The sequence below is a fragment of the Stappia sp. genome (assembly GCF_965276915.1).
GTDB lineage: Bacteria > Pseudomonadota > Alphaproteobacteria > Rhizobiales > Stappiaceae > Stappia.
On sequence record NZ_OZ255709.1, the window covers coordinates 1,579,582 to 1,606,417 of the forward strand.

At 67.1% G+C, this 26,836-nt stretch carries 30 protein-coding genes and 1 riboswitch; of the genes, 21 read left to right on the plus strand and 9 right to left on the minus strand.

Annotated features, from left to right (window positions below; translation table 11 throughout):
- Positions 1-19: 19 nt before the first annotated feature.
- From ACQY46_RS07380 to ACQY46_RS07390, 3 genes are all read right to left on the minus strand, one after another.
- A complete protein-coding gene (locus ACQY46_RS07380; RefSeq protein ID WP_428699611.1) occupies positions 20-1,300 on the minus strand; it encodes a TRAP transporter large permease in 1,281 nt (426 codons plus the stop codon).
- Positions 1,301-1,309: 9 nt separating this feature from the next.
- Entirely contained in the window at positions 1,310-1,858 is a 549-nt protein-coding gene (locus tag ACQY46_RS07385; protein ID WP_428699612.1) for a TRAP transporter small permease, read from the minus strand.
- Between the two features lie 88 nt (positions 1,859-1,946).
- On the minus strand, positions 1,947-2,921 hold the full coding sequence (locus ACQY46_RS07390; RefSeq protein ID WP_428699613.1) for a sialic acid TRAP transporter substrate-binding protein SiaP: 975 nt from the start codon (positions 2,919-2,921) through the stop codon (positions 1,947-1,949).
- Between the two features lie 144 nt (positions 2,922-3,065).
- Between ACQY46_RS07390 and ACQY46_RS07395 the strand changes: the two genes are divergently transcribed.
- The 3 genes from ACQY46_RS07395 to ACQY46_RS07405 all read left to right on the plus strand — a co-directional run bounded on the left by ACQY46_RS07395 (position 3,066) and on the right by ACQY46_RS07405 (position 5,225).
- Positions 3,066-3,770 (plus strand): GntR family transcriptional regulator, encoded by a 705-nt coding sequence (locus tag ACQY46_RS07395; RefSeq protein ID WP_428699614.1) that lies wholly within the window; start codon positions 3,066-3,068, stop codon positions 3,768-3,770.
- A gap of 56 nt (positions 3,771-3,826) precedes the next feature.
- Positions 3,827-4,564 carry an SDR family oxidoreductase gene (locus tag ACQY46_RS07400; protein WP_428699615.1) on the plus strand — a complete coding sequence of 246 codons (738 nt, stop codon included), beginning with the start codon at positions 3,827-3,829 and terminating at the stop codon, positions 4,562-4,564.
- Between the two features lie 148 nt (positions 4,565-4,712).
- On the plus strand, positions 4,713-5,225 hold the full coding sequence (locus tag ACQY46_RS07405; RefSeq protein ID WP_428699616.1) for a hypothetical protein: 513 nt from the start codon (positions 4,713-4,715) through the stop codon (positions 5,223-5,225).
- A 12-nt stretch (positions 5,226-5,237) separates the two neighbouring features.
- On the opposite strand, the gene ACQY46_RS07410 is transcribed toward ACQY46_RS07405, so the two are convergent.
- Complete coding sequence (locus ACQY46_RS07410; RefSeq protein ID WP_428699617.1) at positions 5,238-5,801, minus strand: YybH family protein; 564 nt, start codon at positions 5,799-5,801, stop codon at positions 5,238-5,240.
- A gap of 157 nt (positions 5,802-5,958) precedes the next feature.
- Positions 5,959-6,061, plus strand: a riboswitch (TPP riboswitch).
- Positions 6,062-6,225: 164 nt separating this feature from the next.
- Here ACQY46_RS07410 and thiD point away from each other — a divergent pair.
- Genes thiD through ACQY46_RS07455 form a run of 9 tightly spaced genes read left to right on the plus strand, consistent with a single transcriptional unit; the run spans position 6,226 to position 12,942 of the window.
- Positions 6,226-7,086: a bifunctional hydroxymethylpyrimidine kinase/phosphomethylpyrimidine kinase gene (gene thiD, locus ACQY46_RS07415; protein WP_428700432.1), complete on the plus strand. Its 861-nt coding sequence runs from the start codon at positions 6,226-6,228 to the stop codon at positions 7,084-7,086.
- On the plus strand, positions 7,083-8,093 hold the full coding sequence (gene thiO / locus ACQY46_RS07420) for a glycine oxidase ThiO (protein ID WP_428699618.1): 1,011 nt from the start codon (positions 7,083-7,085) through the stop codon (positions 8,091-8,093). Before thiD ends, thiO begins: the two co-directional genes overlap by 4 nt.
- Entirely contained in the window at positions 8,062-8,259 is a 198-nt protein-coding gene (gene thiS / locus ACQY46_RS07425; protein ID WP_428699619.1) for a sulfur carrier protein ThiS, read from the plus strand. Before thiO ends, thiS begins: the two co-directional genes overlap by 32 nt.
- A gap of 3 nt (positions 8,260-8,262) precedes the next feature.
- Entirely contained in the window at positions 8,263-9,036 is a 774-nt protein-coding gene (locus tag ACQY46_RS07430; protein WP_428699620.1) for a thiazole synthase, read from the plus strand.
- A complete protein-coding gene (locus ACQY46_RS07435; protein ID WP_428699621.1) occupies positions 9,033-9,653 on the plus strand; it encodes a thiamine phosphate synthase in 621 nt (206 codons plus the stop codon). Before ACQY46_RS07430 ends, ACQY46_RS07435 begins: the two co-directional genes overlap by 4 nt.
- A 60-nt stretch (positions 9,654-9,713) precedes the next feature.
- On the plus strand, positions 9,714-10,661 hold the full coding sequence (locus tag ACQY46_RS07440) for an ABC transporter substrate-binding protein (protein WP_428699622.1): 948 nt from the start codon (positions 9,714-9,716) through the stop codon (positions 10,659-10,661).
- A gap of 45 nt (positions 10,662-10,706) precedes the next feature.
- Positions 10,707-11,444, plus strand: a complete 738-nt coding sequence (gene tenA / locus ACQY46_RS07445; RefSeq protein ID WP_428699623.1) for a thiaminase II — start codon at positions 10,707-10,709, stop codon at positions 11,442-11,444.
- Complete coding sequence (locus tag ACQY46_RS07450) at positions 11,441-12,169, plus strand: ABC transporter ATP-binding protein (protein ID WP_428699624.1); 729 nt, start codon at positions 11,441-11,443, stop codon at positions 12,167-12,169. Before tenA ends, ACQY46_RS07450 begins: the two co-directional genes overlap by 4 nt.
- Positions 12,166-12,942: an ABC transporter permease gene (locus tag ACQY46_RS07455; protein ID WP_428699625.1), complete on the plus strand. Its 777-nt coding sequence runs from the start codon at positions 12,166-12,168 to the stop codon at positions 12,940-12,942. The genes ACQY46_RS07450 and ACQY46_RS07455 overlap by 4 nt, the downstream gene beginning before the upstream one ends.
- A gap of 38 nt (positions 12,943-12,980) precedes the next feature.
- Here the strand turns inward: ACQY46_RS07455 and ACQY46_RS07460 are convergent, their stop codons facing one another.
- Positions 12,981-13,643 (minus strand): thiamine diphosphokinase, encoded by a 663-nt coding sequence (locus ACQY46_RS07460; protein ID WP_428699626.1) that lies wholly within the window; start codon positions 13,641-13,643, stop codon positions 12,981-12,983.
- A 94-nt stretch (positions 13,644-13,737) separates the two neighbouring features.
- Here ACQY46_RS07460 and ACQY46_RS07465 point away from each other — a divergent pair, with 94 nt between their 5' ends.
- On the plus strand, positions 13,738-15,084 hold the full coding sequence (locus ACQY46_RS07465) for an NAD(P)H-dependent oxidoreductase (RefSeq protein ID WP_428699627.1): 1,347 nt from the start codon (positions 13,738-13,740) through the stop codon (positions 15,082-15,084).
- 9 nt (positions 15,085-15,093) lie between these two features.
- On the opposite strand, the gene ACQY46_RS07470 is transcribed toward ACQY46_RS07465, so the two are convergent.
- Both ACQY46_RS07470 and ACQY46_RS07475 read right to left on the minus strand, forming a co-directional pair.
- Complete coding sequence (locus ACQY46_RS07470) at positions 15,094-16,476, minus strand: L-serine ammonia-lyase (protein ID WP_428699628.1); 1,383 nt, start codon at positions 16,474-16,476, stop codon at positions 15,094-15,096.
- A gap of 128 nt (positions 16,477-16,604) precedes the next feature.
- Complete coding sequence (locus ACQY46_RS07475) at positions 16,605-17,312, minus strand: GntR family transcriptional regulator (protein WP_428699629.1); 708 nt, start codon at positions 17,310-17,312, stop codon at positions 16,605-16,607.
- A gap of 167 nt (positions 17,313-17,479) precedes the next feature.
- Here ACQY46_RS07475 and kynU point away from each other — a divergent pair, with 167 nt between their 5' ends.
- From kynU to ACQY46_RS07515, 8 genes are all read left to right on the plus strand, one after another.
- Positions 17,480-18,715 (plus strand): kynureninase, encoded by a 1,236-nt coding sequence (gene kynU / locus ACQY46_RS07480; protein ID WP_428699630.1) that lies wholly within the window; start codon positions 17,480-17,482, stop codon positions 18,713-18,715.
- Positions 18,712-19,587: a tryptophan 2,3-dioxygenase gene (gene kynA, locus ACQY46_RS07485; RefSeq protein ID WP_428699631.1), complete on the plus strand. Its 876-nt coding sequence runs from the start codon at positions 18,712-18,714 to the stop codon at positions 19,585-19,587. Before kynU ends, kynA begins: the two co-directional genes overlap by 4 nt.
- Positions 19,588-19,654: 67 nt before the next feature.
- Entirely contained in the window at positions 19,655-20,281 is a 627-nt protein-coding gene (gene kynB / locus ACQY46_RS07490) for an arylformamidase (protein WP_428699632.1), read from the plus strand.
- Between the two features lie 88 nt (positions 20,282-20,369).
- Positions 20,370-21,140: an ABC transporter ATP-binding protein gene (locus tag ACQY46_RS07495; RefSeq protein WP_428700433.1), complete on the plus strand. Its 771-nt coding sequence runs from the start codon at positions 20,370-20,372 to the stop codon at positions 21,138-21,140.
- Positions 21,137-21,844, plus strand: a complete 708-nt coding sequence (locus ACQY46_RS07500; protein WP_428699633.1) for an ABC transporter ATP-binding protein — start codon at positions 21,137-21,139, stop codon at positions 21,842-21,844. The genes ACQY46_RS07495 and ACQY46_RS07500 overlap by 4 nt, the downstream gene beginning before the upstream one ends.
- Before the next feature lie 5 nt (positions 21,845-21,849).
- Positions 21,850-22,722: a branched-chain amino acid ABC transporter permease gene (locus tag ACQY46_RS07505; protein WP_428699634.1), complete on the plus strand. Its 873-nt coding sequence runs from the start codon at positions 21,850-21,852 to the stop codon at positions 22,720-22,722.
- A 15-nt stretch (positions 22,723-22,737) separates the two neighbouring features.
- Complete coding sequence (locus ACQY46_RS07510; protein WP_428699635.1) at positions 22,738-23,718, plus strand: branched-chain amino acid ABC transporter permease; 981 nt, start codon at positions 22,738-22,740, stop codon at positions 23,716-23,718.
- Positions 23,719-23,876: 158 nt separating this feature from the next.
- Entirely contained in the window at positions 23,877-25,076 is a 1,200-nt protein-coding gene (locus ACQY46_RS07515; RefSeq protein ID WP_428699636.1) for an ABC transporter substrate-binding protein, read from the plus strand.
- A 178-nt stretch (positions 25,077-25,254) separates the two neighbouring features.
- Here the strand turns inward: ACQY46_RS07515 and ACQY46_RS07520 are convergent, their stop codons facing one another.
- Both ACQY46_RS07520 and ACQY46_RS07525 read right to left on the minus strand, forming a co-directional pair.
- Positions 25,255-25,722 carry an Rrf2 family transcriptional regulator gene (locus ACQY46_RS07520; protein WP_428699637.1) on the minus strand — a complete coding sequence of 156 codons (468 nt, stop codon included), beginning with the start codon at positions 25,720-25,722 and terminating at the stop codon, positions 25,255-25,257.
- Between the two features lie 94 nt (positions 25,723-25,816).
- A complete protein-coding gene (locus ACQY46_RS07525) occupies positions 25,817-26,728 on the minus strand; it encodes a LysR substrate-binding domain-containing protein (protein ID WP_428699638.1) in 912 nt (303 codons plus the stop codon).
- Positions 26,729-26,836: the final 108 nt, after the last annotated feature.

The following is a 26,836-nucleotide window of genomic DNA, read 5'->3' on the forward strand; positions in this document are numbered from 1 at the left end:
CGCCGGGATCGCACGTGCCTCAGCGGTAGATCAGCGTCGGCAGCCACATCGTCACGGCCGGCACGAAGGTCACCAGTATCAACACCAGGAACAGCGGCACCAGGAACGGCAGGGTCGCCGAGACACAACGCTCGAAGGGCAGCTTGGCGACCCGCGACAGCACGTAGAGAACCATGCCGATCGGCGGCGTCAGAAGCCCGATCATCAGGTTCAGCACCACGATGACGCCGAAATGCACCGGATCGATGTTCATCTTCAGCGCGATCGGCAGCAGCACCGGCACCAGGATCGTGATCGCCGCAACCGTTTCCATGAAGCAGCCGACGATCAGCAGGATCAGGTTGATCAGCAGCAGCACGATGATCGGGTTGTCGGAGATCGTCAGGATCAGCGAGGCGAAATGTTCCGGCGCGCGCTGCGAGGTCAGGATCCAGGCGAAGGTCGTCGCCGCCCCGACGATGAACAGCACCACGGCGGTCGTCTCGATCGTGTCGAACGACACTCTCAGGAAACGCCGCAGCGACAGCGTCCGGTAGACGAAAAGTCCCAGGAACAGGGCCCAGGCGCAGGCGGCGATTGCGGCCTCGGTGGGCGTGAAGGCGCCAGACAGGATGCCGCCGACGATGATCACCGGCGTCATCAGCGACAGTCCGGCGCGCATCAGCGAGCTGCCGAGCACCGAGATGCTGAACGCCTGGTCACGGGGATAGCCGCGCCGCCGCGCATAGATCGCGATCATGATCATCAGCGCCACGGCCATGATCAGGCCGGGGATGAAGCCGGCGGCGAACAGCTGGCCGATCGAGGCGCCGGCGACGACGCCGTAGATCACCATCGGCAGCGACGGCGGAATGATCGGCCCGATGGTCGAGGAGGCCGCGGTCACGCCGACGGCGAAGCCCGGGTCGTAATTGGCGTCGCGCATCGCCTTGATCTCGATGGCGCCGAGGCCGCCGGCATCGGCGACGGCCGCGCCCGACATGCCGGCGAAGATCACCGAGGCGCCGACATTGACATGGCCGAGACCGCCCCGCATCCAGCCGACCAGGGCCTTGGCGAAGTCGAAGATCCTTGCCGTGATACCGGCGGTGTTCATCAGGTTGCCGGCAAGGATGAAGAAGGGAACCGCCAGCAGCGGGAAGGAGTCCACGCCGTTGATCATCCGGTGGATGACGATGACGTCGGGCACCCGGCCGTCGAGCAGGATGAAGACGGCCGACGAGCCGGCCAGCGCGATGGCGACGGGAGCGCCCATGGCGATGAGCAGGAACAACAGCACGAAGAGCAGCGCGAGCAGCATGCGGGCCTCTCAGAGATTGGGGCCGGGAACGGCGGCGTCCTCGGGATCGACGAGGCGGCTTGTGCCGGAACGCCAGTGGCGCGCGAGCACTTGCAGCGCATAGAGCGACATCACGGCGAAGCAGGCGGCGACGATCCAGTAGACCGTCGATTTCGGGACGTCGATCGAGACCATCATCTGCTGCGTGTTGCCGGCGAGCTGCACGCTCAGCCAGCCGGCGACTGCGTAGAAGACGAGGCAGATGACGTCGACCGTGATCTGCAGCGCGAAGCGGGCGCTCCGGCTGAGGTAGCGGTAGCAGAACTCGACGGCGATATGGCTTTCCTTGCGCACCGCCATGAACGATCCGAGGAACGTCACGCCGATCAGCAGGAAGCGGGCGATCTCCTCCGTCCAGCCGAGCGAGTTGTTGAGGACATAACGCGTGAAGAACTGCAGGAAGACGACGAAGGCAAGCGTCCAGAAGACGGTGAGAACGATGCCGTCGCCCCAGGAAATGTCGGAAAGGTCTTCGGACGCGGCGTCGGCATCGCCGTCCGTTTGCTGCTTGATGTCCATGATTGGCTCCTCCCATGCCGCCGCGCGGATGCCCTGGTCGGGCAGCCGCGCGGCGGTCCGGCAATAAGCGGATGCGGACGGGTAAGGCCTACTTGATGGCCTGGAGCTTGTCGTAGGTGGCCTGGTCCCAGGTGGCGTCGTCTCCGTTATGCAGCTTCATCGTTGCCTCGCGGAACGGCCCGCGATCGACGTCGCGCACATCGACGCCCTCGTCCTTGAACCACTGCACAAGGCTCTTTTCCTTGTCGATGATCTGCTGGGTGGCGCAGTCGGCCGCCTCGTCGAGCACCGTGCCGAGCGCGGCCCGGTCGGCCTCGTCCATCTGCTGCCAGGTCGGGTCGCCGACGATGGTCAGCAGCGCGTCGGTGATGTGGCCGGTCAGGTTGATGTGCTTCTGCACCTCGTAGAACTTCTTCGCCTGGATGGTGGGAAGCGGGTTCTCCTGCGCATCGACCGTGCCCTGCTGCAGGGCGAGATAGACCTCGGCGAAGGCGATCGGCGTCGGGTTGGCGCCCACCGCCCGCGGGAACATCATGTAGAGCGGCGCGTTCGGCACCCGGATCTTGAGGCCGGACATGTTCTCCGGCTTGTCGATCGGCACGTTCGAGGTGACATGGCGCTCGCCGTAATAGGTCACCGACGTGATGTGGTTCTTGGTGGCGTCCTGGTAGCCCTTGGACAGATCCTCGAACAGCTCCGAGTTGCGGTACTTGTCCCAATGGTCGTAGTCGCGGAACATGAACGGCGCGCCGCCGATGGCGATCGGTCCGAAGGCGCGGCCGGCGAACAGCTGGCCCGTATAGATGATGTCGACGGTGCCGAGGCTCAGGCCCTCGTTGATGTCGACTTCCTTGCCCAGCGACGAGGCCGGGAAGACCTCGATCGAATAGCGGCCGTCCGTTGCCGCCTTCAGCTTGTCCGAAGAGGCGACGGCACAGGTGTGGTACGGCTCGGTCGGCTCGTAGACATGGGCCCATTTCAGGGCCGTCTCGGCCATCGCGGCCGAGCCCGAGAAGGCGAGCAGCGCGACGGTTCCGATGAGCGTTTGCTTGAGGTTCTTCACTAGGTTTTCCTCCCTTTCTGACGAGATCCGGACCGATGCGTCGCCGCATTCGCCGTGACGGCCTCCCGGCGCAAATCGCGCCTCCGTCACAACTTTTCGGTTCCCAAACCCATGCCTGTATACTAACATATTAGTATGAATTCAATGCCGAATTCCACGATCCGGACACGATCGCCGCAAACGCGGGCCTCGCGTACCAACGTTGGTGAGCTGATCGCCAATGCGTTGCGCCGCGAGATCGTCTCCCTTCGCCTGCGGCCCGGCGAGACGCTCGACAAGGGCGAGCTTGCGCTGCGCTTCGGCGTGTCGCGCTACCCGGTTTCCGAGGCCCTCAACCAGCTCCGCAACGAAGGCCTGGTTGATATTCGCCCGCAAAGCGGGTCCTGCGTCTCCCATATCCGGCTGGCGGACATGGAGGAGGACCTGCTCATGCGCCGGGCGCTTGAGGCGGAGATCGTCGCGCGGCTGGCGGTGCGAAAGGATGCCGGTCTCCTCGATGACCTGCACCGCAACCTGCGCTACCAGCGCACCGCCATCGAGGCGGATGACAGCGACGGCTTCCACGAGCTCGACCTTGCCTTCCATGATGCGCTCGCCGACGCGCTCTCCTACCCGCGGTTGCGCGGCACGGTGGAGAAGTTGCGCCTGTCGCTCGACCGGGCCCGGCGCCTCGTCGGCTCGACACGGCGCCTGACCGCGACGCTGCGCGAGCATGAGGCGATCGTCGCCGGGCTGGAGTGCGGCGATGCGGACATCGCCCGGAATGCGATGACCGCGCATATCGACACGGTCACCGGGGAGTTGCGGGACTACGCCGCGAGAAATCGCGAGATCTTTGCCAACGGCTAGAAAGGCCTGAGGTGCCCACGCGGAGCGCTGGCACGACAACACGGGAGGAACGGGATTTGAGCGGAAAACTGAACGGCAAGACGGTGCTGGTGACAGCGGCGGCGCAAGGGATCGGACGCGCCAGCGCGCTGGCTTTCGCGGCCGCGGGCGCAAAAGTGCTGGCCACGGACATCAACACGGAGCGCCTGGGGGAGTTGGAGGGGACGGCAGGCATCGGGACCTGCCGGCTCGACGTGCTGGATGATGCGGACGTCGCCGCCGTCGTCGCCGCGCGCGGGCCTTTCGACGTGCTGTTCAATTGCGCCGGGTTCGTCCATGCCGGCTCGATCCTGGAGATGCCCGACACCGATCTGGACTTTGCTCTCGACCTCAACGTGCGCTCGATGGTGCGCACCATCCGCGCCGTCCTGCCGGGCATGCTGGAGCGCGGCGAGGGCGCGATCATCAACATGGCTTCCGTCGCCAGCAGCATGAAGGGCGTGCCCAGCCGCTGCGCCTACACGCTGACCAAGGCGGCGGTGATCGGCCTGACCAAGTCCGTCGCCGCCGACTATGTCGGCCAGGGCATCCGCTGCAACGCCATCTGCCCCGGTACGGTGGAAAGTCCCTCGCTTGCCGACCGGATGCGCGCGCTCGGCGGCGATCTGGACACCGCGCGCGCCGCCTTCATTGCCCGCCAGCCGATCGGCCGGCTCGGCACGCCGGAGGAAATCGCCGATCTTGCCGTGCACCTTGCCGGGGCCACCTACACCACCGGCCAAGCCTACGCCATCGATGGCGGCTGGGCGATGTAGAAGCTCCCCCGCGAGCCCTTCGGTCCGGCCGGCACGCTATTTCCGAGATCCCGCAGCCTCCGTCGGTTGCGACGACCCGTCGCTCCCCTCCTGGTTGCGGTCGCTCTGCGCCGCGCGCATTCTCTGTCCTTCAAGGGGGGAGAGACGGATGCGGGTCGTCAACATTCACGAGCGGGTCTATCGGGCGGAGCCGGACGCGCTTGGCGCGCTGCTGGGCACGCTGGCGTCCCGCGGCGACCGGCTCTGGCCGGTCGGCGCCTGGCCGAAAATGGCCTTCGACCGTCCCTTGCAGGTCGGCGCGACCGGCGGCCACGGCCCGATCGGCTACCGGGTCGAGGCCTACCGGCCAGGCCGGTCCGTCTGGTTCGCTTTCCTGCGCCCCGCCGGCTTTGCCGGCGGCCACGGGCTGGAGATCGAAGCGCTTGGCGAGGGGCGCACACTGCTGCGCCATCGGCTGGAAATGACCATCTCGGGGGTGGCGCGCCTGTCCTGGCCGCTTGCCTTTCGCCCCTTGCATGATGCGCTTGTCGAGGACGCGCTGACCCGCGCCGAGATCGAGCTCGACCTGCCGCCGACGGTCCGCCGCTGGTCGCCCCGGGTCCGCGTCCTGCGCTGGATCGTCTCCGGCGGCAGCGCCCGGCCACAGGCACTGGCCGGCTGACGCCGTCCCGCTCTATTTGGCGCGGGAGACGTGCATCATGTCGGCGCTGATCAGCCAGCCGTCGTCCCGCCGGGTGAAGTAGACCAGCGAGCGCCCGTTCAACCTTGTCTGCCTGCCGTCCTGTCCGTCGATCTGCGCCGACCATTCCCAGTAGGTCGCGGCCCGGTCGGCGCCCGTTTCGGTCTGCACCTTGGTGAAGGCGATACGGTTGCGGCCAAGCGAGAAGTTCCGCTGGAAGATGGCCCGGATGGCGTCGCGGCCGGCAATCGGCGCGCTCCCGGGAGCGATGAACAGCGCCTTCGGGTCGTACATGGCGGCAATCGCGTCGGCATCGCCGGCAGCCGTTGCCGTGACAAACCGTTGCACGGCGTCGGCGGGCGTTGCCAGCCCTTCGGCCGCCACGGGACCTGCCCCGAAAAACACACCCGCCAGCATGGCGAGGACCGGGGCTACCGCCGCGTTCCGCAACCTCGCCGCGGCGGGCGCGGACGATGCGTCAGGGGCGGTGCCGTCCGGGTGCACGGATACTGCGCTGCCGGGCATGTGGTTCTCCTCGTTCATGGTGGCGGCCTGCATTGCCGTGCCTCACGCAGCGTCCGTCATGGTCGCAGGACGTCAGCCTAACCCGGAGGAGTGACGACGAACAGATCTTCATGACGGCAGGCGTCCCTCTGCGGACTGCCCCGCCTTGACGCCCATCTTGACGCCTGCAGGACTTGCTCCTATCTTTCCGCGAAATTCGTTGGGGTGCCTTAGCCGGCTGAGAGACGCGACCGCGTCAACCCACTGAACCTGATCCGGGTCATGCCGGCGTAGGGAACGAATGCGAAGGCCCGAAAGCTCCCCCCGGGAAGCGCGCAAAGGGCCACAGCCGCAAGTCCGGCCATCCGTTTCCTGCTCCTCGCATCCTGGATCCGCATGCTCGCGGGCGCTTGTCCGCGTCCGCGAAACGCGCGCCCGACGTGGCGCCTGGGGAGATGGACAGGCCGTGGCAGAGACGATTGCAGCAACGCCCGGATCGGCGACAGGGACGGCACCCGGCCGGGGCGGCGCCCCGGCCATCGCGCTCACAATCGCGGGGTCCGACAGCGGCGGCGGCGCCGGCATCCAGGCCGACCTCAAGGCCTTCTCGGCGCTTGGCGTCTATGGCGCCAGCGTGATCACGGCCGTGACCGCGCAGAACACCCGAACAGTCACCCATATCCACGACATTCCGCTCGATGTGGTCGAGGGCCAGATCGCCGCCGTGCTCGGCGATCTCGATGTTGCCGCGATCAAGATCGGCATGCTCTCCTCGCCGGAGATCGTCGCGGCGGTGGCGGCGGCGCTGGAAGGCTATGCGGGGCCGCTGGTGCTCGACCCGGTCATCGTCGCCAAGTCCGGCGCCAAGCTTCTGCGCGACGAGGCGGTCGCCGCGCTGAAGGAGTGGCTTTTGCCGCGCGCGACCGTGGTCACGCCGAACCTGCCGGAGGCCGCCGCCCTTCTGGAATGCGCGCCGGCCGGCGATGCGGCGGAGGTCGAACGGCAGGGCAGGGCGCTGCTGGCGCTCGGTCCCGCCGCCGTCCTGATGAAGGGCGGTCATGCGCAAGGGGATGTCTGCACCGATCTGCTGCTTGTGGCCGGCCAGCCGGCCCTTCCCTTCACCGCCGGCCGGCTCGACACACGCAACACCCACGGCACCGGCTGCTCGCTTTCCTCGGCGATTGCCGCGGGCCTTGCAAAGGGCATGGCCCTCCCGGAGGCGGTTGGCGAGGCGCATGACTGGCTGCACGGCGCAATTCGCGCCGCCGACCGGCTTGTCGTCGGCTCCGGCCACGGTCCGATCCATCACTTCCACCGGCTGTGGGAGGGCTTGCGATGAAGGTCTCCGTCATCGGCGGTGGCGTCGTCGGGCTTTGCGTTGCCACGGTCCTTGCCGAACGCGGGCTTGAGGTGACGCTTTACGAGCGCGCGGAAGCGCCCGGTCCCGCCTCCTGCTCCTGGTGGGCGGGCGGCATGCTCGCCCCCTGGTGCGAGGGCGAGAGCGCCGAGGAGCCGGTGGTGCGGCTCGGCCGCGATGCCATTTCCTGGTGGTCGGAGCGTGTCGGCGGCGTCGTGCTCAATGGCAGTCTCGTCGTCGCGACGCCGCGCGATACGGCGGACCTGCGCCGCTTCGCCCGGATGACCGAGTGCCATGAGGCGGTCGACGCTGGACGCATCGCCGCGCTGGAGCCGAATCTGGAAGGACGCTTCCGCCAGGGCCTGTTTTTTTCCGGCGAGGGGCATCTCGACCCGCGCCGGGCGCTTGCCGACCTTGTCGCCCGGCTGGAGGGCCTGGGTGCGGAGCTGCGGTTCGGCACGGAACTCGCGCCGCAGGACGCGCCGGGCGACCGGGTCATCGACTGTCGTGGTCTCGGCGCGCGCGACGACCTGCCGGAATTGCGCGGCGTCAAGGGCGAGATGCTGGTGCTGCATGCGCCCGATATCGCGCTGTCGCGTCCCGTCCGCCTGTTGCACCCGCGCATTCCGCTTTATGTGGTGCCGCGCGGGGAGGGTGTCTTCATGGTCGGCGCGACCATGATCGAAAGCGGCGAGCGCGGCCGCATCACCGCCCGCTCGATGATGGAGCTGCTCGGCGCCGCCTACACGCTCAACCCGGCCTTCGCAGAGGCGGAGATCCTGGAAACCGGCGTCGACGCCCGTCCCGCCTTCCCCGACAACCTGCCGCGCCTGTCGCGCGACGGCCGCATCCTGCGCGCCAACGGCACCTATCGACACGGCTACCTTTTGGCGCCGGCTCTTGCCCGGCAGGCGGCCCGGCTTCTGCTCGAACCTGAAACCGAACCGGAGTTCTTCCATGACCATAATTGTCAACGGCGCTCCGCTTGACGTTGCGCCCGGCTCGCTCGCGGCCCTGCTCGATGCGCTCGACTATGGCGAGGCCATCGTCGCCACCGCCCTCAATGGCGAGTTCGTGCCGGCCGAGGACCGCGCGGCGACGGATGTCCGCGCCGGCGACCGGGTCGAGATACTTGCTCCCATGCAGGGGGGCTGAGTTATGCTGACACTCTACGGAGAAGCGGTCGAAAGCCGGCTGCTGCTCGGCACCGCGCTCTATCCCTCGCCGGCGATCATGGCGGACGCGGTGCGTGCGTCCCGTTGCGGCATCGTCACCGTCTCGTTGCGGCGCGAGGCTGGAGCCGGCGGCGCCGGCCAGCAGTTCTGGTCCTTCATTCGCGATCTCGGCCTGCGCATCCTGCCCAACACCGCCGGTTGCCACTCGGTCAAGGAGGCGGTGACCACGGCGAAGATGGCGCGCGAGGTCTTTGGCACGCCGTGGATCAAGCTCGAGGTGATCAACGATGCCGAGACGCTGGCGCCCGACGTCTTCGGTCTCGTCGAGGCGGCGCGCATCCTCACCGGTGAGGGCTTCCAGGTGTTCCCCTATTGCACCGAGGATCTCGGTGTCGCGGCGCGGTTGATCGAGGCCGGCTGCGAGGTGCTCATGCCCTGGGGCGCGCCGATCGGCTCGGCTCGCGGCCTTAACAATGTCTACGGCCTGCGCTCGTTGCGCGCCCATTTCCCCGATGTGCCGCTGATCGTCGATGCCGGCCTCGGCCTGCCCTCGCATGCGGCCGCCGCCATGGAGCTCGGCTTCGACGCGGTGCTTCTCAACACCGCAGTGGCCAAGGCCGGCGATCCGGTCGCCATGGCGGACGCCTTCGCCCGCGCCATCGAGGCCGGCCGCATCGGCTTTACGGCCGGTCCGATGGAGCCGCGCGACATGGCCGCCCCCTCCACCCCTGTTCTTGGAAAGGCCTTCCTCGAATGACCGCGACCGTCACCGCCGGGCTCGATCCCTTCTATCCGATCCTCGACAGCGCCGCCTGGATCGACCGCCTGGTGCCGCTTGGCATCAGGCTGGTGCAGCTGCGCGTCAAGGACAAGCCCGAGGCCGAACTTGTCGCCGAGATCCGCGCGGCCGAGGCGATCTGCCTTGCCCATGGCTGCATGCTGGTCGTCAACGATCACTGGCGCATCGCCATCAAGGAAGGCTGCCGCTTCGTCCATCTCGGCCAGGAGGATCTGGCCGAGGCCGATGTCGGAGCGATCCGTGCAGCTGGCCTCAAGCTCGGCCTTTCCACCCATGACGACGATGAACTCGACAAGGCGCTGGCCGTCCGGCCGGACTACATCGCGCTCGGTCCGGTCTATCCCACCATCCTGAAGAAGATGAAATGGGCCCCGCAGGGACTTGAGCGGATCGGCACCTGGAAGAAGCGCGTCGGCGACATCCCGCTTGTCGCCATCGGCGGCATGAGCGTCGAGCGCGCCGCCGGCGCTTTCGAAAACGGCGCCGACATCGTCTCCGCCGTCACCGACATCACGTTGAACGCCGACCCGGAGAAGCGGGTGCGGGAATGGCTCGCGGCCACCCGCCCCGCATGAACAAGCATTGTGCAATATCGCTCAAAATCCGATCAGTTTTTCGAAAATCTTGCACCGGAGTTGTCAAGAATGATCCGAATCTTCGCACTCGCGGTCGCCATTGCGGCGGCCTCTCCCGCGCTTGCCGCCGACAGGATGACCCTGCTTCTCGACTGGTATGTGAACCCGGATCACGGCCCGGTCATCATCGCCAGGGAGAAGGGTTATTTCGCTGACGCCGGTCTCGACGTCGAGATCATCGCGCCCGCCGACCCGTCCGCCCCGCCGAAGATGGTAGCTGCCGGCAAGGCGGACCTCGCCATCTCCTACCAGCCGCAGATCCACCTCCAGGTGGCGGAAGGCCTGCCCCTGAAGCGCGTTGGAACGCTTGTGGCAACGCCGCTTAACTGCCTGATGGTAAAGGACGATGGCCCGATCAAGACGATTGCCGACCTGAAGGGCCGCAAGATCGGCTACTCGGTCTCGGGCGTCGAGAGCGCCCAGGTCAAGGCGCTGCTCGCCCGCCATGGCCTGACCGTCGACGATGTCGAAATGGTCAACGTCAACTGGTCGCTGGCGCCCTCCGTCATGTCCGGCCAGGTCGATGCGGTGATCGGCGCCTATCGCAATGTCGAGCTGCACCAGATGGAGATCGAGGGCGTCAAGGGTCGCTGCTTCTTCATCGAGGAGGAGGGTGTTCCCCCCTATGACGAGCTGATCTATGTGGCCAATCCTCAGACCATGGACGTGGACAGGATTACCCGTTTCCTCGAGGCAACCGAGCGCGCCACCCAGTACATCGTCAACCACCCGGAGGAGAGTTTCCGCGTCTATGCCGGCACCGCGCCGGAGCTCGACGATGAGCTCAACAAGCGATCCTGGGCCGACACGATCCGCCGCTTCGCCTTGCGCCCCGCCGCCCTCGACCATGGCCGCTATACCCGCTTCGAGGCCTTCCTGAAGGAGAGCGGCCTGATAGACGCGGTACGCCCGGTCTCCGACATCGCCGTCGACGTGACCGCGCAATAAGGCGCGGTGGCAGAGCAGCGTGACGCAACTTGAGGAGGGACGGTGATGACCGCCATGGAACACAAGGGGTTTGACGGCGAAACGGATTTCGGTTCGCCGGTCTTCGCCCGCCTGCGGGCGGAAGCCGGTCCCGCATGGGGCGCCTATACGAACCACGCCTTCGTCGCCGGGCTCGCCGATGGCAGCCTGCCGAGGGCGAATTTCCTGCATTACCTGGTGCAGGACTATGTCTTCCTGCACCACTATGCCCGCGCCTGGGCGCTTGCCGTGGTGAAGTCGGAAACGCCGGCCGAGGCGCGCTTTGCCGCCGGCACGGTCGACGCTCTGCTCAACACCGAACTGGCGCTTCACGTCGGTGTTTGCGCCGAGGCCGGCATCAGCGAGGATGCCCTCGAAAGCGCGGCTGAGGAGCGGGAGAATCTCGCCTACACCCGCTACGTCCTGGAGTCCGGGCTCACCGGCGATTTCCTTGATCTCGTTGCTGCCCTGGCACCCTGTGCGCTCGGCTATGGCGAGATCGGCGCAAGGCTTGCCCGCGAGGCCTCGCCCGACACGCCCTACCGGGCCTGGATCGACACCTATTCGGGCAAGGATTACCAGGACGTCTGCCACCGGGTCGCTCGCCTGCTCGAGGAAACGGCCGCCTCGCGGCTCGGTCCCGATCCTGTTGCCGTGCCGCGCTGGGCCTTTCTCTCGAAGCGGTTCCGAACCGCGACAGAGCTTGAAATCGGCTTCTGGGACATGGGCTTGCGCGGCGGCGCGCTCCCGGAGAGCGCTGCGTGACCACTGCACCTGAAATCCGGCTTTCCGGCGACTTTCATCACGCCGGGCGGCCGCTCTTTTCCGGTCTCGACTTCACGGTCGCGGCCAATGGCTGGACCTGCCTGCTCGGGCCTTCGGGCGTCGGCAAGTCGACGATCCTGCGGCTTTTCGCGGATCTCGACACCGGCGGCAGCTTTTCCGGCGAGATCGCGGCGGGCGACGGCGAACCCGTCACCGGCCGCATTGCCTTCATGGCGCAGAGCGACCTGCTCGCCCCCTGGCTCGACGTCTTCGGCAACGTGACGCTTGGCGCACGCCTGCGCGGCGAGGCGCCCGACCGCGCGCGCGCCCGCGACCTGATCGAGCGAGTCGGCCTTGCCGAACACGCCGAAAAGCGCCCCGCGAGCCTTTCCGGCGGCATGCGCCAGCGCGTCGCGCTTGCCCGGGTGCTGATGGAGGACCGCCCGATCGTGCTGCTCGACGAGCCTTTCGCGGCGCTCGACGCGCGCACCCGGGCCGAGATGCAGGAACTGGCCTTCGAGACGCTGAAAGGGCGCACCGTGCTTCTCGTGACCCATGACCCCGCCGAAGCGGTGCGCCTCGGCGATCACATCTTCATCCTGTCCGAACAGGGGCTTGAGACAGTCATGGCGCCCGGCTCGCCGCCGATCCGCGCGGTCGACGCGGACGAGACACTGGCGATGCAGGCGCGCCTTTTTCGCGCGCTCAGGGGGATGCCGGCATGAGCCCGATGCAACGGTTCCTCGCCCGGTCGCGCGATGCACTGATAGCTGCCGGCGTTGCACTCGCCCTGTGGCAGGGGACTGTCTGGGCGACCGGCGTGCCGGCCTTCATCCTGCCCGGGCCCTGGCGGGTGGCGACGACGCTCGTCGCCAACATCGGCCTCATCGCCGACCATGCGCTGACCACAATCGCCGAGGTGCTGATCGGCCTTGTCGTCGGAGCTCTTCTCGGCGCCGCCACCGCCCTGCACCTGATGGTATCGCCGGCGGCGCGCCGCATCGCCCTGCCGATCATGGTCTTCAGCCAGGCGGTGCCGGTCTTCGCGCTGGCGCCGATCCTGACCCTGTGGCTGGGCTACGGCATGGCTTCGAAGATCGCCATGGCCCTCTTGATCATCTATTTCCCGGTGGTCTCGACCTTCTATGACGGCTTGCGCAGGACCGATCCGGGACTGATCGACCTTGCGCGCACCATGGGCGCGACGCCGGCGCGCACGCTGCTCTTCCTGCGGCTTCCCGCCGGACTGCCGGCCTTCGGCTCGGGCCTCAGGCTCGCCGCCGTCTATGCGCCCATCGGCGCGGTGATCGGCGAATGGGTCGGCGCCTCCAAGGGGCTCGGCTACCTGATGCTGCTTGCCAACGGACGGGCCAAGACGGACCTGATGTTCGCCAGCCTCTTCGTGCTGGCGGCCTTCGCCGTGGCACTCTATGCGGTGGTCTCCGTCCTCACGAGACGCATGACGAGCTGGTCACGGGAGAGCACGGACACGATCTGAACCGGTGGCGCGCTCTTACGCCCGGTGGGCGCCGAAGGTCAGGCCTTTTCAAGATCGTAGGGCCGTGACAGGAGCACGGCCCTGCCGTCGCCCAGACGAATGCGGATGCCGTTCGCGCCTTGCGCCACCCGGTTGGAGAGCGTCAGCGATCCGCCCATCGGCACGTTGCGGTCAAGAAGCGGCCAGTCAACGCCCTCCAGCGTCAGCGCGGTGAGATCGGTGAGGGCAAGGACGGAGAAGAGCGATCCGGCCGGCAGGTCAAGCGCCTGTTCGCCTGGCACCAGCGGCCAGGCCTCCTCGTGGCCGCTGGTCAGCAGCACCGGCAGCCCGCGCGCCCTCAGCGCGGCGCCATGCAGGAGGTTCTGCAAGGCGTGATCGGAGCGTTCGCCGCCAAGCGCCCCGGCGATGACCAGCCGGTCCGCGCCGCGCGCCACCGCTTCCTCCGCCGCAAGCGCCCCGTCGGTCGCGTCCTTGGCGGCCGGATGGCTCTGCCGGGCCACATGCGACCAGTCGCCCGCCAGGGCGGGTGGGCTGGAATCGAAGTCGCCGACCCAGAGCTCCGGCTCGACGCCAAGAACCCCGGCGTGACGCATGCCGCCATCGGCGGCGATCGTGCGTAAGCCCGCGATCTGCCGCCGGATACGCGGGGTCGGTGTCAGGTCGCCGCCAAGCAGGATCAGGAACGGCGTCGTTCCGGTCATCAGCCATGCCTCCCGTGCGATATGAGATATTACGGAATCAGCCTTGTAATATCGGCTTTTTCCCGGCCATGCTCGCGCAAAAGGGGAGGACTTCATGAATCTGTCTCACATGCTCGCCCATCGCGCGCAGTCCGGGCGACCGCTTCGCGTCGCGCTCATCGGTGCCGGCAAGTTCGGCTCCATGTACCTGACGCAGGCCCGCCTGACCGTGGGCGTGCACATCACGGCAATCGTCGATCTCGACCCGGGTCGGGCGCGTGCGACACTGGCCACCTGCGGCTGGCCGGAGGAGCAGTCGGCGGCAACCTCCCTGGATGATGCCGTCTCGGCAGGCGCGACCTTCGTCACCGACGACCTTGCCACGGTGCTTGGCGACGAGCGCGTCGAGGTGGTGATCGAGGCGACCGGCGATCCGGCGGTCGGCATCCGCCACGCGCTTGCAGTGATCGAGGCCGGCAAGCATCTCGTCATGGTCAATGTCGAGGCCGACGTGCTGGCCGGGCCGCTGCTGGCGCGCAAGGCGGAGAAGGCCGGCGTGGTCTACTCGCTCGCCTGGGGCGACCAGCCGGCGCTGATCTGCGAGCATGTCGACTGGGCCCGGGCCTGCGGTTTCAAGGTCGTGTGCGCCGGCAAGGGGACGCGCTACCTGCCGGCCTATCACCAGCTGACGCCGGAGACGGTCTGGGACGTGCTGGTGCAGTATCTCGGCATCACCGACCGCAGCCTGATCAATCCGAAGATGTTCAACTCGTTCCTGGACGGCACCAAGTCCGGCATCGAGATGACGGCGGTGTGCAACGCGACCGGCCTCCTGCCGCAGCCCGACGGGCTTTCCTTCCCGCCGGCGAGCCGTTTCGAGCTGTCCACGGTGCTGCGCCCGAAGGAGGCGGGCGGTGCCTTGCCGATCACCGGCACGACCGAAGTCGTCTCCTCGCTCACCCGCGACGGTGCCGACGTCCCGCATCACCTCGCCATGGGTACCTTCGTCGTCATCGAGGGCGAGACCGACTATGCCCGCCAGTGCTTCCGCGAATATCACATGCTGGAGGACGAGAGCGGGCGCTTCGCCGCGCTCTACCGGCCGACACACATGATCGGCATGGAGCTCGGGCTGTCGGTGGCCTCCGCCGTCCTGCGCAAGGAGCCGACGGGCGCGCCGCGCGGTTTCGTCGCCGATGTGGTGGCAACGGCCAAGCGCAACCTCAAGGCCGGAGAGATGCTCGACGGCGAAGGCGGGGCGACGGTCTGGGGCAAGCAGCAGCCGGCCGAGGCCTCCGTGCGCTCCGGTCTCCTGCCGCTGGGCCTAGCCACCCACGTCAAGCTGGTGCGCGATGTCGCGGAAGGCGCGATGCTCGCCTGGGACGATGTCGCCATCGACACGACGCAGACGGCGGTGCGCATCCGCCGCGAGATGGAAGAGGCCTTCGTTCCGGCTGCCTGACTTCGCCTTTCAGCAGGCGACGACGTTCACGGCAAGTCCGCCCTTCGAGGTCTCCTTGTACTTGTCGGTCATGTCGAGGCCGGTCTGCCGCATCGTCTCGATGCAGCTGTCCAGCGGCACGAAATGAGTACCGTCGCCCCTGAGCGCCAGGGAGGCGGCGGTCACCGCCTTGACGGCGCCGAGCGCGTTGCGCTCGATGCAGGGCACCTGGACAAGCCCGCCGATCGGATCGCAGGTCATGCCGAGATGGTGCTCGAGCGCGATCTCGGCGGCGTTCTCCACATGCTCGTTGCTGCCGCCGAGCGCGGCGCACAGTCCTGCGGCGGCCATGGCCGAGGCGGAACCGACCTCGCCCTGGCAACCGACTTCCGCGCCGGAGATCGAGGCGTTGGCCTTGATGATGCCGCCAACGGCGGCCGCCACCAGCAGGAAATCGCGAATGCCGGCCTGCGAGCAGTCGGGGCAATGGTCGAGATAGTAGCGCAGCACTGCCGGCACGACGCCCGCCGCCCCGTTGGTCGGCGCCGTCACGAGGGTCCCTCCGGCCGCGTTCTCCTCGTTGACCGCCATCGCATAGACGCTGAGCCAGTCCATCACCGTGTGCTGGAAGGGGCGGTTCTGCCCCGTTTCCCCGATGAGCTTGCGGTGAATCTGGTGGGCGCGCCGCTTGACCTTGAGCCCGCCGGGAAGCGTGCCCTCCTGGGCAAGACCGCGCTCCAGGCAGGCATTCATCGCCTCCCAGATACGGTCGAGCCCGGCATCGAGGTCGCCGTCCGGCGCGCGGGTTTCCTCGTTCGCACGCTTCATCGCGGCGATCGTGAGACCGCTGTCGCGGCCCATTGCCAGCATTTCGGCGGCCGACTTGAAGGGATGCGGCACACCTTCTTCCACATTGGTCGCAAGCGGCTCGTCACGATTGGCAAGTTCCTGCGCGCTGACGACAAAGCCACCGCCCACGGAGTACAGCGTTTCCTCGGCTAGCGTTTCACCGTCGGCGCCAAGCGCGCGGAAGATCATGCCGTTGGCGTGGCCGGGCAGCGGCGGGCCGTAGTCGAAGACGAGATCCGCTTCCGGGTCGAAGGCGATATGCCCGACGCCCTCGACGGCAATGCGCTTGTCGCTTGCAAGGCGTGCCATTTCGCCATCGACGCAGTCGGGGTTGATGGTTGCCGGATCATGGCCGAGAAGGCCGAGGCAGATGGCGCGGTCGCTGGCGTGGCCCTTGCCGGTGAAGGCAAGCGAGCCATGCAGCGACACGGAAATGCGCGCCGGCTTCATTCCGGTCTCGCGCAGGCCTTGCAGGAAGCGGCCGGCCGCCACCATCGGCCCCATCGTGTGCGAGGACGAGGGCCCGATCCCGATCTTGAAGATATCGAAGACGCTGATGAACAAGTGACCCTCCCGGCCGGCCCCGATACGGGCGTCTGCTGCACCCTTTCGGCGGCGATCATGCTTGGCATTTCATCTTCTGTCACCCGTTGCCGCGTGGCATGGCGGAAACGCGAAAATCGCTGTCGCTTTCAGGCTTCGAGCGGCCACAGGAAGGCGTAGACGGCAAGAGAAAATCCGATGTGCTCGACAAGCAGTGCGACGGCCCGGTCCGTGTCGCGGGCAAGCGTCGCCTCCATCAGCTCGGTATGGTGGGCAAGGCCGAGCGTGCGCTCGACCAGTTCGCCGAACGAGGGCTGCGCCAGCGGATCGAGCTCCTGGCGCGCGGCCGGATCGAACAGCATGTGGCGGTGATGGCGCTGCAGCTGTTCGGTGATCTGGCGCTGGAAGCGCGTCAGGCTCTCCGAGCGCCCCGCCGCGAGGAGGGCTCTGTGGAAGGCGTCATGCCGCTCCTCCCACAGAGCCATGCCGGCCTCATTGATGCCCGGTGCGGGCGAGGGCGTGCGCGACAGCCGGTGATGTTCTGCGACGATGCCCGCTTCCCAGTTCGCATCGCCGCTCTCGATGGAGCGGCGCAGCAACGTCTCCTCCACCGTGCGGCGGGCAAGCTGCAGGTCGCGGATCGCGCCGGCCGAGACCGGGGCGACCCGGTAGCCGCGATTGTGCTCGAGGATCACGAGCCCCTCGATCTCGAGCCGCGACAGGGCCTCGCGCAAGGGCGTCCAGCCGAGACCGTAGCGCTCCTTCAGTCCGGCCACCACCAGCGGCGTATCCGGCACGATCACGGCGCGCAGGATGTCCGATTTCAGCCGTTCGTAGGCTTCACTGCTCTTTGCCATCGTGGCCCGGTGCTGGATGCCGGCGGGAGCGCCGGGCATCTTGGAAATATAATAGACCTGATTATATATAATTCTTGAGGCTCTCCGTCCACCCTGCTACCGTACCGGCATGAACAGATGCGGGCGGCCTGCCGTCCGCGCCGTCAATGACTGCAAGGACAGGCCCGATGCTGACAAGGACCGGGGTCGATATCGATGCCCTCGACCGCGACGACCCGCTCAAGGCGCGGCGCGAGCTCTTCTCGATTCCGCAAGGCGTGATCTATCTCGACGGCAATTCGCTCGGCGTCTTGCCGAAGGCGGTGCCGGAACGTCTGGCCGAGGCTGTCAGGAGCGAATGGGGCGAGAGTCTGATCCGTGCCTGGAACGCCCATGGCTGGATCGACCTGCCGCAGCGCGTCGGCGACCGGATCGCACGGATCGTCGGGGCGACGCCGGGCACCGTCACGGCGAGCGACAGCACCTCCGTCAACGTCTTCAAGGTCCTGGCGGCGGCGCTGGCACTCCGTCCGGAGCGCAAGGTAATCCTCTCCGACAATGGCAATTTCCCGACCGATCTCTACATGGCGCAGGGCCTGCGCGATCTGCTGGGGCAGGGGCATGAGCTGAAGATCGTCGATCCGGAAGCGGTCGAGGACGCGATCGACGAGAGCGTCGCCGTCGTCATGCTGACCCAGGTCGACTACAAGACCGGCCGCCTGCACGACATGGCCGGGGTGACGGCGAAGGCCCATGCGGCGGGCGCGCTGGCGATCTGGGATCTCGCCCATTCGGCCGGCGCCCTGCCGGTGGAACTCGATGCGGCCGGAGCCGATTTCGCCGTCGGCTGCGGCTACAAGTATTTCAACGGCGGCCCCGGCGCGCCCGCTTTCCTCTATGTTGCCGCCCGTCATCTCGACAAGGTGACGCCGCCGCTGACCGGCTGGATGGGGCACGAGGCGCCGTTCGCCTTCGATCTCGATTTCCGCGCCGATACCGGCATCGGTCGCATGCGCGTCGGCACGCCGCCGATCCTGTCGCTGATCGCGCTGGAAGCGGCGCTCGGTGCCTTCGACGGCGTCGACATGCAGGTGCTCAGGACGAAGTCGATCTCTCTGGCCGAGCTCTTCCGCGCCGAGGTCGAGCGCCGGTGCCCCGACCTGGTGCTGGCGAGCCCGCGCGATCCGCATGCGCGCGGCAGCCAGGTCTCCTTCCGCTTCGAGCACGGCTACGCCTTGATGCAGGCGCTGATCGCGCGCGGTGTCATTGGCGACTTCCGGGCGCCCGACATCGTCCGCTTCGGTTTCACCCCGCTCTATCTTTCCCATGCCGACGTGCTCGCCGCCTGCGACATTCTCGAGGAGATTGTCACGACGCGCGCCTGGGACCGGCCCGAGTTTCACAAACGGGCCAAGGTCACATGAGCGCCGGCGGGGAGGGGGAAGGCCTGTCGCCCTATGCGTCGGGGCCGTTCGATCCGGCCGAGGACGGGGCGGAGATGGCCTTCGACGGGCGTATGTCCTATGGCGACTATCTGCGTCTCAGCCGCATCCTGACGGCGCAGAACCCGCTGTCGGAAGCCCATGACGAGATGCTGTTCATCATCCAGCACCAGACGTCGGAACTGTGGATGAAGCTCGCCATTCACGAGCTGTCCGCGGCCAAGGCGAAGATCGCCGCCGGCGACCTGCAGCCGGCGTTCAAGATGCTGACCCGCATGTCGCGGATCTTCGAGCAACTGACCGGCGCCTGGCAGGTGCTGCGCACGATGACGCCGTCGGAATACACCGAGTTCCGCAGCGATCTCGGCCAGTCTTCCGGCTTCCAGTCGCACCAGTACCGGGCGATCGAGTATCTTGCCGGCAACAAGAACGCCGCGATGATGCGTCCGCATGCGCATGTGCCGCGCCTGCATCACTGGCTCGACCAGATCCGCCGCGACACCAGCATCTATGACGAGGCGACACGCCTGCTGGCGCGCTCGGGGCTTTCCATCGACCCTGAGCACCTGGCGCGCGACGTATCACAGCCCTATCAGCGCAACGACAGCGTCCACCGGGCCTGGCTCGAGGTCTATCGCGACCCGCACAAGTACTGGTCGCTCTACGATCTTGCCGAGAAGCTGGTCGATTTCGAGGATTACTTCCGCCGCTGGCGCTTCAACCACGTGACCACCGTTGAACGGATCATCGGCTTCAAGCGGGGCACTGGCGGTACGTCCGGCGTGCATTACCTGCGCCGCATGCTGGAGGTCGTACTGTTCCCCGAATTGTGGGAAATTCGCGCCGACATGTGAGGATGGGGGCGGGTCGCGCTGGCGACCGGTCCCGACATATGCTGTCCGGCCTTGGGAGGGGCCCGTCATGGCAAAGCTGATCGACATCACGCCGCCCTTGCGCGTCGGCGCCGCCGTCTTTCCCGGCGATGCGCCCTATGCGGTCAGCCAGACCTTCGCCATCGGTCCGGGCTGCCCGGTCAATGTCACCTCCGTCTCGCTCTCCACCCATTGTGGCGCCCATGCCGATGCGCCGTCCCACTACGACGCCGGGGGCGCGACCATCGATGCGCTGGCGCTTGAGGACTATATCGGCCCGGCCCGGCTCGTCGACGCACGCGGGTCCGGATCGCTCGTGCTGCCGGGAGATATCGAAGGCGCGCTTGAGGGCACGCCGCCGCGTGTTCTGCTGAGGCTTGCCGACGAGCTCGATCCGCAGGCCTGGCCCGAAGGCTTCCGGGCACTGGCGCCGGAAACGGTCGACCTGCTCGCCGCCCGCGGCGTGCGGCTGGTCGGGGTCGACGTGCCGTCCGTCGACCCGGAAACCTCCAAGGAGCTTCCCGCGCATATGGCGGTCCGCCGGCACGACATGCGGATATTGGAGAACCTGGCGCTCGCGCGGGCGGATTTCGGGGATTATGAGTTGATCGCGCTGCCATTGAAGCTAGAAGGGCTCGACGCAGCGCCCGTAAGGGCGGTGTTGCGCAGCCTGTAGGGCTTGCGTGCCCCGGGAAAAGAATCTGGAGACGGCCGGGACAAGGCCGCTTTGCAAGGGCGAGGGACTGATGAGCGGGCAAGACAGGATGCTGGAGGTCGACGACCTCGTCATGACCTATGGCGGGTTTCGCGCCGTCGACGGGTGTTCCCTGGCCGTGCGCGAGGGAACGATCACCGGCCTGATCGGTCCGAACGGCGCCGGCAAGACGACGCTGTTCAACCTGATCGCCGGCGCCTTCCCGCCGACCGCCGGGCGCATCCGCTATCTGGGCAAGGACATCACCGGCCTTTCCACCGACCGGCGCTTTCACCGCGGGCTGGTGCGCACCTTCCAGATCCCGCACGAGTTCCACCGCCTGACCGCGCTGGAAAACCTGATGATGGTGCCGCCGGGGCAAACCGGCGAGGGGCTCGCCGCCAACTGGTTCGCCGTCGGCCGGGTGCGCGAGGGCGAAGCCGGGGTGCGTCGCCGGGCGCTCGACACGCTTGCCTTCCTCGAGCTCTCCCATGTCGCCGACGAGCGCGCCGGAAACCTCTCCGGTGGCCAGAAGAAGCTGCTTGAGCTCGGCCGCACGATGATGACCGATGCGAAGCTCGTACTGCTCGACGAGCCGGCCGCTGGCGTCAACCGGACGCTGCTGCGGAAGCTCGAGGAGAAGATCGCGATCCTCAACAGGGAGCGCGGCTACACCTTCATCCTGATCGAGCACGACATGGAAATGATCGAGAAGCTCTGCGATCCGGTGATCTGCATGGCCGAAGGGCGCGTGTTGATCCAGGGCGATTTCGCCACGGTGCGCTCCGACCCGCGCGTGCTCGAGGCCTATCTCGGCGAGACCGTCGGAGACGCCGCATGAGCGACATGCTGGAAATGCACCAGGTGGTCGGCGGCTATGGCGAGGCCGACATCCTGCAGGGCGTGACCATACGCGCCGGGAAAACCGAGATCGTCGCCATTGTCGGCCCCAATGGAGCCGGCAAGTCGACGGCGATGAAGGCGATCTTCGGCCTGCTCAACGTGCGCGGCGGAACGATTGCCGTCGACGGGCGCGACATCACCGGCCTTGAACCCAACCGCATTGTCGAGGCCGGCGTTTGCTACGTGCCGCAGGTCGACAACGTGTTCCGAGAGATGACGGTGCACGAGAACCTCGAAATGGGTGCCTTCCTGCGTTCGGGCGACCTTTCGGCGGCCTATGAGCGGGTCTACGGGCTCTTTCCGGACCTGAAGGAACGCCGCCGGGCGCTCGCCGGGAACCTGTCCGGCGGCCAGCGCCAGATGGTCGCCATGGGCCGCGCGCTGATGCTGGAGCCGAAACTGCTGCTGTTGGACGAGCCGACCGCCGGCCTGTCGCCGAGATACATGGAGCAGATCTTCCAAATCTGCCGGGATGTGCGCGATACCGGCGTCACCATCCTGCTGGTCGAGCAGCATGCCAAGCAGGCGCTCGCCTTCGCCGATCGCGGCTACGTGCTCGCGTCCGGCGCCAATCGCCATGAAGGCACCGGCGCCGAACTGCTGGCCGACCGCGAAGTCGCCGCCATGTTCCTCGGAGGATGAGCGCGATGGGTGCTCTGGAAATCATCAATTTCTATCTGGTGCCGGGCATTGTCGTCGGCTCCATCTACGCGCTCGGAGCCGTCGGCATCACGCTCGTCTTCGCCATCCTGCGCTACGCGCATCTGGCGCATGGCGACCTGGCGACGCTCGGGGCCTTCCTGGCGCTCGGCGCGGTCACGATCCTTGGCGTGTCCCCCTATGTCGCGCTGCCGGTCGCGATGGTGCTGACCGCCGTGATTTCGGTCGGCATCGACAAGACCTTCTACGCCTATCTTCGCGAACGTCCGAAGATCGTCACCGTCATGGCCTCGCTCGGCGTGGCGCTGATGGTCCGCTCCATCGTCCAGGTCGTGTGGGGGGTCGATTCCGAGACCTATTCGCGCGGCATCGTGCGCCCCGACAACTGGTTCGGCATCCGCCTGCGCGACCGCGAGATCGTCACCGTGCTCGCCATGGTGGGGCTGGTGCTGGCGCTTCAGGTGTTCCTCAAGCGCAGCAAGTGGGGCAAGGCGATGCGCGCCATGTCCGACAATCCCGATCTTGCGCTCCTGTCGGGTGTCGACAATCGCAAGGTGGTGATGCTGACATGGCTGATCGTCGGCGGGCTCTGCGCCGCCGCCGGCGTGTTTCTCGGCCTCAATTACGAGCTCAAGGCGATGATGGGCTGGACGATGCTCCTGCCGATGTTCGCGGCCGCGATCCTCGGCGGTGTCGGGCGCGTCGAGGGCGCGGTTCTCGGCGGGCTGATCGTCGGCATAGCGGAGGAGATGTCGACGCTCTTCCTGCCGACCGAATACAAGGCGGCGACGGCCTTCGCCATCCTGTTGCTCATGCTGCTTGTGCGCCCGACCGGGTTGCTCAAGGGCAAGGTTCTGTAAGGGGAGACGGCTCGAATGGAATGGTTCGGCTTCCTCAACTACGCCGTCTTCATGGCGATCTTCATCGGCATCTACGCGCTGCTGTCGCTGGGCCTCAACATCCAGTGGGGCTTCACCGGCCTGTTCAATGCGGGCATCGCGGGGTTCTTCGCGGTCGGCGCCTACACGTCGGCGATCCTCACCTCGCCGGCAGCGGCGGGGCGGATCGGCGGCTTCGACCTGCCGGTTCCGATTGGCTGGCTCGGCGCGATGCTGGCCGCCGGGCTGATCGCCTGGCCGATCGGCAAGATCTGCCTGCGCCTGCGCTCCGACTATTTGGCCATCGCCACGATCGGTGTCGCGGAGATCATCCGGCTGGTGATCAAGTCGGAGGAGTGGCTCACCAACGCGGCGCGCGGCATCACCGATATCCCGCGCCCCTTCGGCGATCTTCCCTATCTTGCCTCGCAGCTCGCCTATCTGGCGATCGTCGCCGGCGTGCTGCTTGCCGTCTACCTGCTGGTCGAGCGCCAGTTCGCCTCGCCCTGGGGCCGCATGATGCGGGCCATCCGCGACAACGAGGACGCGGCGCGCGCCATGGGCAAGGACGTGCCCTACCGGCGGCTTGAGGCGTTCATCTTCGGGTCCGCGCTGATGGGGCTCGGCGGTGCGCTTTTCGCCCATTTCAACCGGACGATCACGCCGGAGGCGATCGACCCGATGGTCGCGACCTTCCTCGTCTGGATCATGCTGATCCTTGGCGGTTCGGGCAACAATCGCGGCGCCATTCTCGGCGTTACCGTCGTCTGGATCATCTGGTCCATGTCGGAGATCGTCACCGACCAGTTGCCGCATGAATATGCGGTCAAGGCAAAGTATCTGCGCGTCTTTCTGATCGGCCTGATGCTGCAGCTGGTGCTCCGCTTCCGGCCCGAGGGGCTGTTGCCGGAACCGCAGGGGGGCGGTCGCGACAAGGAGAAGAAGCGTACCGCCACCTCGGCCGGAGGGGCGGATTGAGACTTGTGGCGGCGGCGCGTTTCGGTTGAAACTGCCGCCACGATCGGGTCCGGCCGTTGGCCGGATCCGCGAAGCGGGACGCGCCAACACGCTCCCGCGACAAAGGGAAACGGCCGGCCATCGCGCGCCCGGCCGAAAACGACAAGGTGGAGGTTTTCATGAACAGGTTCCGTATCGCCGCGACCGCGGCGCTTCTTGGCGCGACCGCACTTGCGGCCCCCGCTCATGCGGACGTCAAGATCGGTTTGCTCGGCGGCGTCACCGGCCCGATCGCCGCGATGGCACCGGCCATGATCGACAGCGCCAACCTGGCGATCCAGCAGGTCAACGAGGGCGGCGGCATCCTGGCCGGCGAGAAGCTTGTCGGTGTCGTGGGCGACTCGGCGTGCAACCCGCAGAACGGCACCGACGCGGCGACCAAGGCCGTGAACATCGAGGGTGTCGTGGCGATCGTCGGCCCGCATTGCTCGGGTTCGGTGCTTGCGGCCGCGAACTCGGTCACCATCCCCGCCGGTATCACCATCGTCACGCCATCCGGCACCTCGCCCGAGATCACGGGCCTGAAGGACAACGACACCGTGTTCCGCACGGTGTCCTCCGATGACTTCCAGGGCCGGGCGCTGGCGCGCACGCTGCTGGAACGCGGGACCAAGAAGGTCGCCGTCGCCTATCTCAACAATGACTACGGCAAGGGCCTGGCCGACGCGTTCAAGGCCGAATTCGAGGCCAAGGGCGGCGAGATCGCCGGCTTTGCCGCGCATGAGGGGGAGAAGGCTTCCTATCGCTCGAACCTGGCGGAACTCGCATCGGGCGGTGCCGACACGCTTGTCGTTCTCGACTATGGCGACGGATCGGGCCTGACCATGCTGCGCCAGGCACTCGAGAACGGCTTCTTCGAGAATTTCATTGGCGCCGACGGCATGAAGTCGGATGCGCCGATCAAGGAACTCGGCGCGGAGAACCTGGCAACCTTCCTCGCCTCGGCCCCGGTTGGCGAGAAGTCGGATGCGCTGGAACTGTTCAGCAAGGCCTTTTCCGATGTCGGCGGCGATCCGAGCGCGATCTTCGTGACCACGTCCTATGACGCGACCTTCATGCTGGCGCTGGCCATCGAGAAGGCCGGCGGCGACAAGGCGAAGGTTGCGGCGTCCCTGCGCGAGATCTCCAGCGGCGAGGGCGAGCCGATCCGTCCCGGCGAGTGGGCCAAGGCGAAGGAACTGATCGCGGCCGGCACGGCCATCGATTACAAGGGCGCCGCGGGCGATCACAACTTCGACGCCAACGGCGACGTTCCGGGTGCCTACGCGCTGTTCAAGGTGACTGGCGACGGTTTCGAGGTCGTTGCCGAGATGAAATAGGACGGTCGGGGCCGGGACCGGCTTCGGACACCTTCCAGACAAGCGGCGGCGCCTTCAGGTGCCGCCGTTTTGCGTTATGGCAAAATTTCCGGAGAGACGCCCGCTCGCGCGTGCGCGGCATCGCGCCGGCAGCGTTCCGGGCGTGAGTGTCGAAAGGCGGACGTATCGAAAGACGGGATCAGGCGCGCTGCAGCTGCACCGAACCGGCGGGGGCGTCCATGTTCAGCAGGAAGCGGATTTCGGTGCGATCCTCGGCCAGTTCCGCGATCGTGTGCGAATCGAGCACGCTCATGAAGGCCTCGAGCGCCTCGTGAAGCAGGCCGTTGAAGCCGCAGGAGGTGATCAGCGGACAGTCCTTGCGACCGGATTCGAAGCACTCCGCCAAGAGGAAGCTTTCCTCGGCGGCGCGCACCGCCGCACCGACGGTGATCTCCTCGGCCGGGCGGGCCAGCATGATGCCGCCGTTGCGCCCGCGCAGGGTGCGGACGAACCCTGCATCGACAAGAACCTTGAGGATCTTGAAGAGATGGGTTTCCGACATCTCGAAGCTTGCCGCGATATCCGCGACACGGCTTGGAGATCCGGGATTGGCCGCACAGTAGATGAGCGTGCGGACGGCATAGTTGGTCTGCTGGGTCAGGCGCATGCCACTAGATATGAGGCGCTAGCTGGCCCGCGTCAACGGGAAAGCGAGCTAAAACCCACCTCTGTTTGTCAAGTTTTTGTCGGCGCCTGTTCCCTTACGGAAAAGGCCGGTTGCCTGGAGCTGCCCGTTGCCCGAGGGCGCTGGCGGCGAAGGCGAGGAACGCGCGAACGCGGGCCGGCACGCGTCGGCCGTGCGGGTGGACCAGATGGACCGGTATGCGGGATGTCTCGAAGGGGGCGAGGATCTCGACAAGGCTTCCCCGGGCAAGCGCCGGCTGCACCTGGTAGGACAGTGCCCGGGTGACACCGAAGCCGGCGACCGCCGCGTCGATCGCCGCCCGGACCGTGTTGACGCTGAGCGCCGGCGCGCGCGCATGAACGATGCTCCGCTCCCCGTTTCTGAAAGTCCAGTCGCCGTCGCCCAGGCCTCGGGCCGCGACCAGCCGATGCTTCCGAAGTGCGTCCGGCGTTTCCGGCGTGCCGGCATGCGCCAGATAGGCAGGCGCTGCGACGGTGACGAGGCGTAGTGTTCCGACGCGCCGGGCCATCAGGCTGGCACCTTGCAATTCGCCGATGCGAAGAGCGATGTCGAAACCTTCCTCGACAAGGTCGACGATCCGGTCGAGCAGCATCAACTCGGCCGCGACCTCGCGATTGGCATCGAGGAAGTCGCGCAGCACGGGGGCAAGCAGCATCTCGCCGAACAGCACCGGAGCCGTGATGCGCAGGGTGCCGCGCGGCGTGCCGTGGGCACCCCTGGCGGTTTCCTCCGCTTCCGCGAGGGCGGCAAGCACCTGACGAGCCTCGACGAGGAAGCGTTCGCCGGCCTCGGTGAGGGCTATGGCGCGGGTGGAGCGCAGGAAGAGCCGCGCATCGAGACGCGCCTCGAGACCCGCGATCAGGCGGGTAACGGCGGCCGGCGACCGGTTGAGGGCGCGTGCGGCGGCATTGAACGCACCGCGTTCTGCCACTGCGACGAAGGCCTGCATCTCACTGAATCGATCCATGATTGCGCATAATGAAATAAACTAATTCGATAATCGACGATTATCTCGGCAATCAGCATTCGCCATATTGCCTGAAACGCGGCAATGCCGTGCCGGCGTCCGGCCGGC

Coding starts and splice junctions, on each gene's coding strand:
- ACQY46_RS07380 (WP_428699611.1), bottom strand. CDS start 1,300: ATGCTGCTCGCGCTGCTCTTCGTGCTGTTGTTCCTGCTCATCGCCATG.
- ACQY46_RS07385 (WP_428699612.1), bottom strand. CDS start 1,858: ATGGACATCAAGCAGCAAACGGACGGCGATGCCGACGCCGCGTCCGAA.
- ACQY46_RS07395 (WP_428699614.1), top strand. CDS start 3,066: ATGCCGAATTCCACGATCCGGACACGATCGCCGCAAACGCGGGCCTCG.
- ACQY46_RS07405 (WP_428699616.1), top strand. CDS start 4,713: ATGCGGGTCGTCAACATTCACGAGCGGGTCTATCGGGCGGAGCCGGAC.
- ACQY46_RS07410 (WP_428699617.1), bottom strand. CDS start 5,801: ATGCAGGCCGCCACCATGAACGAGGAGAACCACATGCCCGGCAGCGCA.
- thiO (WP_428699618.1), top strand. CDS start 7,083: ATGAAGGTCTCCGTCATCGGCGGTGGCGTCGTCGGGCTTTGCGTTGCC.
- thiS (WP_428699619.1), top strand. CDS start 8,062: ATGACCATAATTGTCAACGGCGCTCCGCTTGACGTTGCGCCCGGCTCG.
- ACQY46_RS07430 (WP_428699620.1), top strand. CDS start 8,263: ATGCTGACACTCTACGGAGAAGCGGTCGAAAGCCGGCTGCTGCTCGGC.
- ACQY46_RS07435 (WP_428699621.1), top strand. CDS start 9,033: ATGACCGCGACCGTCACCGCCGGGCTCGATCCCTTCTATCCGATCCTC.
- tenA (WP_428699623.1), top strand. CDS start 10,707: ATGACCGCCATGGAACACAAGGGGTTTGACGGCGAAACGGATTTCGGT.
- ACQY46_RS07455 (WP_428699625.1), top strand. CDS start 12,166: ATGAGCCCGATGCAACGGTTCCTCGCCCGGTCGCGCGATGCACTGATA.
- ACQY46_RS07460 (WP_428699626.1), bottom strand. CDS start 13,643: ATGACCGGAACGACGCCGTTCCTGATCCTGCTTGGCGGCGACCTGACA.
- ACQY46_RS07465 (WP_428699627.1), top strand. CDS start 13,738: ATGAATCTGTCTCACATGCTCGCCCATCGCGCGCAGTCCGGGCGACCG.
- ACQY46_RS07475 (WP_428699629.1), bottom strand. CDS start 17,312: ATGGCAAAGAGCAGTGAAGCCTACGAACGGCTGAAATCGGACATCCTG.
- kynU (WP_428699630.1), top strand. CDS start 17,480: ATGCTGACAAGGACCGGGGTCGATATCGATGCCCTCGACCGCGACGAC.
- kynA (WP_428699631.1), top strand. CDS start 18,712: ATGAGCGCCGGCGGGGAGGGGGAAGGCCTGTCGCCCTATGCGTCGGGG.
- kynB (WP_428699632.1), top strand. CDS start 19,655: ATGGCAAAGCTGATCGACATCACGCCGCCCTTGCGCGTCGGCGCCGCC.
- ACQY46_RS07495 (WP_428700433.1), top strand. CDS start 20,370: ATGCTGGAGGTCGACGACCTCGTCATGACCTATGGCGGGTTTCGCGCC.
- ACQY46_RS07500 (WP_428699633.1), top strand. CDS start 21,137: ATGAGCGACATGCTGGAAATGCACCAGGTGGTCGGCGGCTATGGCGAG.
- ACQY46_RS07505 (WP_428699634.1), top strand. CDS start 21,850: ATGGGTGCTCTGGAAATCATCAATTTCTATCTGGTGCCGGGCATTGTC.
- ACQY46_RS07510 (WP_428699635.1), top strand. CDS start 22,738: ATGGAATGGTTCGGCTTCCTCAACTACGCCGTCTTCATGGCGATCTTC.
- ACQY46_RS07515 (WP_428699636.1), top strand. CDS start 23,877: ATGAACAGGTTCCGTATCGCCGCGACCGCGGCGCTTCTTGGCGCGACC.
- ACQY46_RS07520 (WP_428699637.1), bottom strand. CDS start 25,722: ATGCGCCTGACCCAGCAGACCAACTATGCCGTCCGCACGCTCATCTAC.
- ACQY46_RS07525 (WP_428699638.1), bottom strand. CDS start 26,728: ATGGATCGATTCAGTGAGATGCAGGCCTTCGTCGCAGTGGCAGAACGC.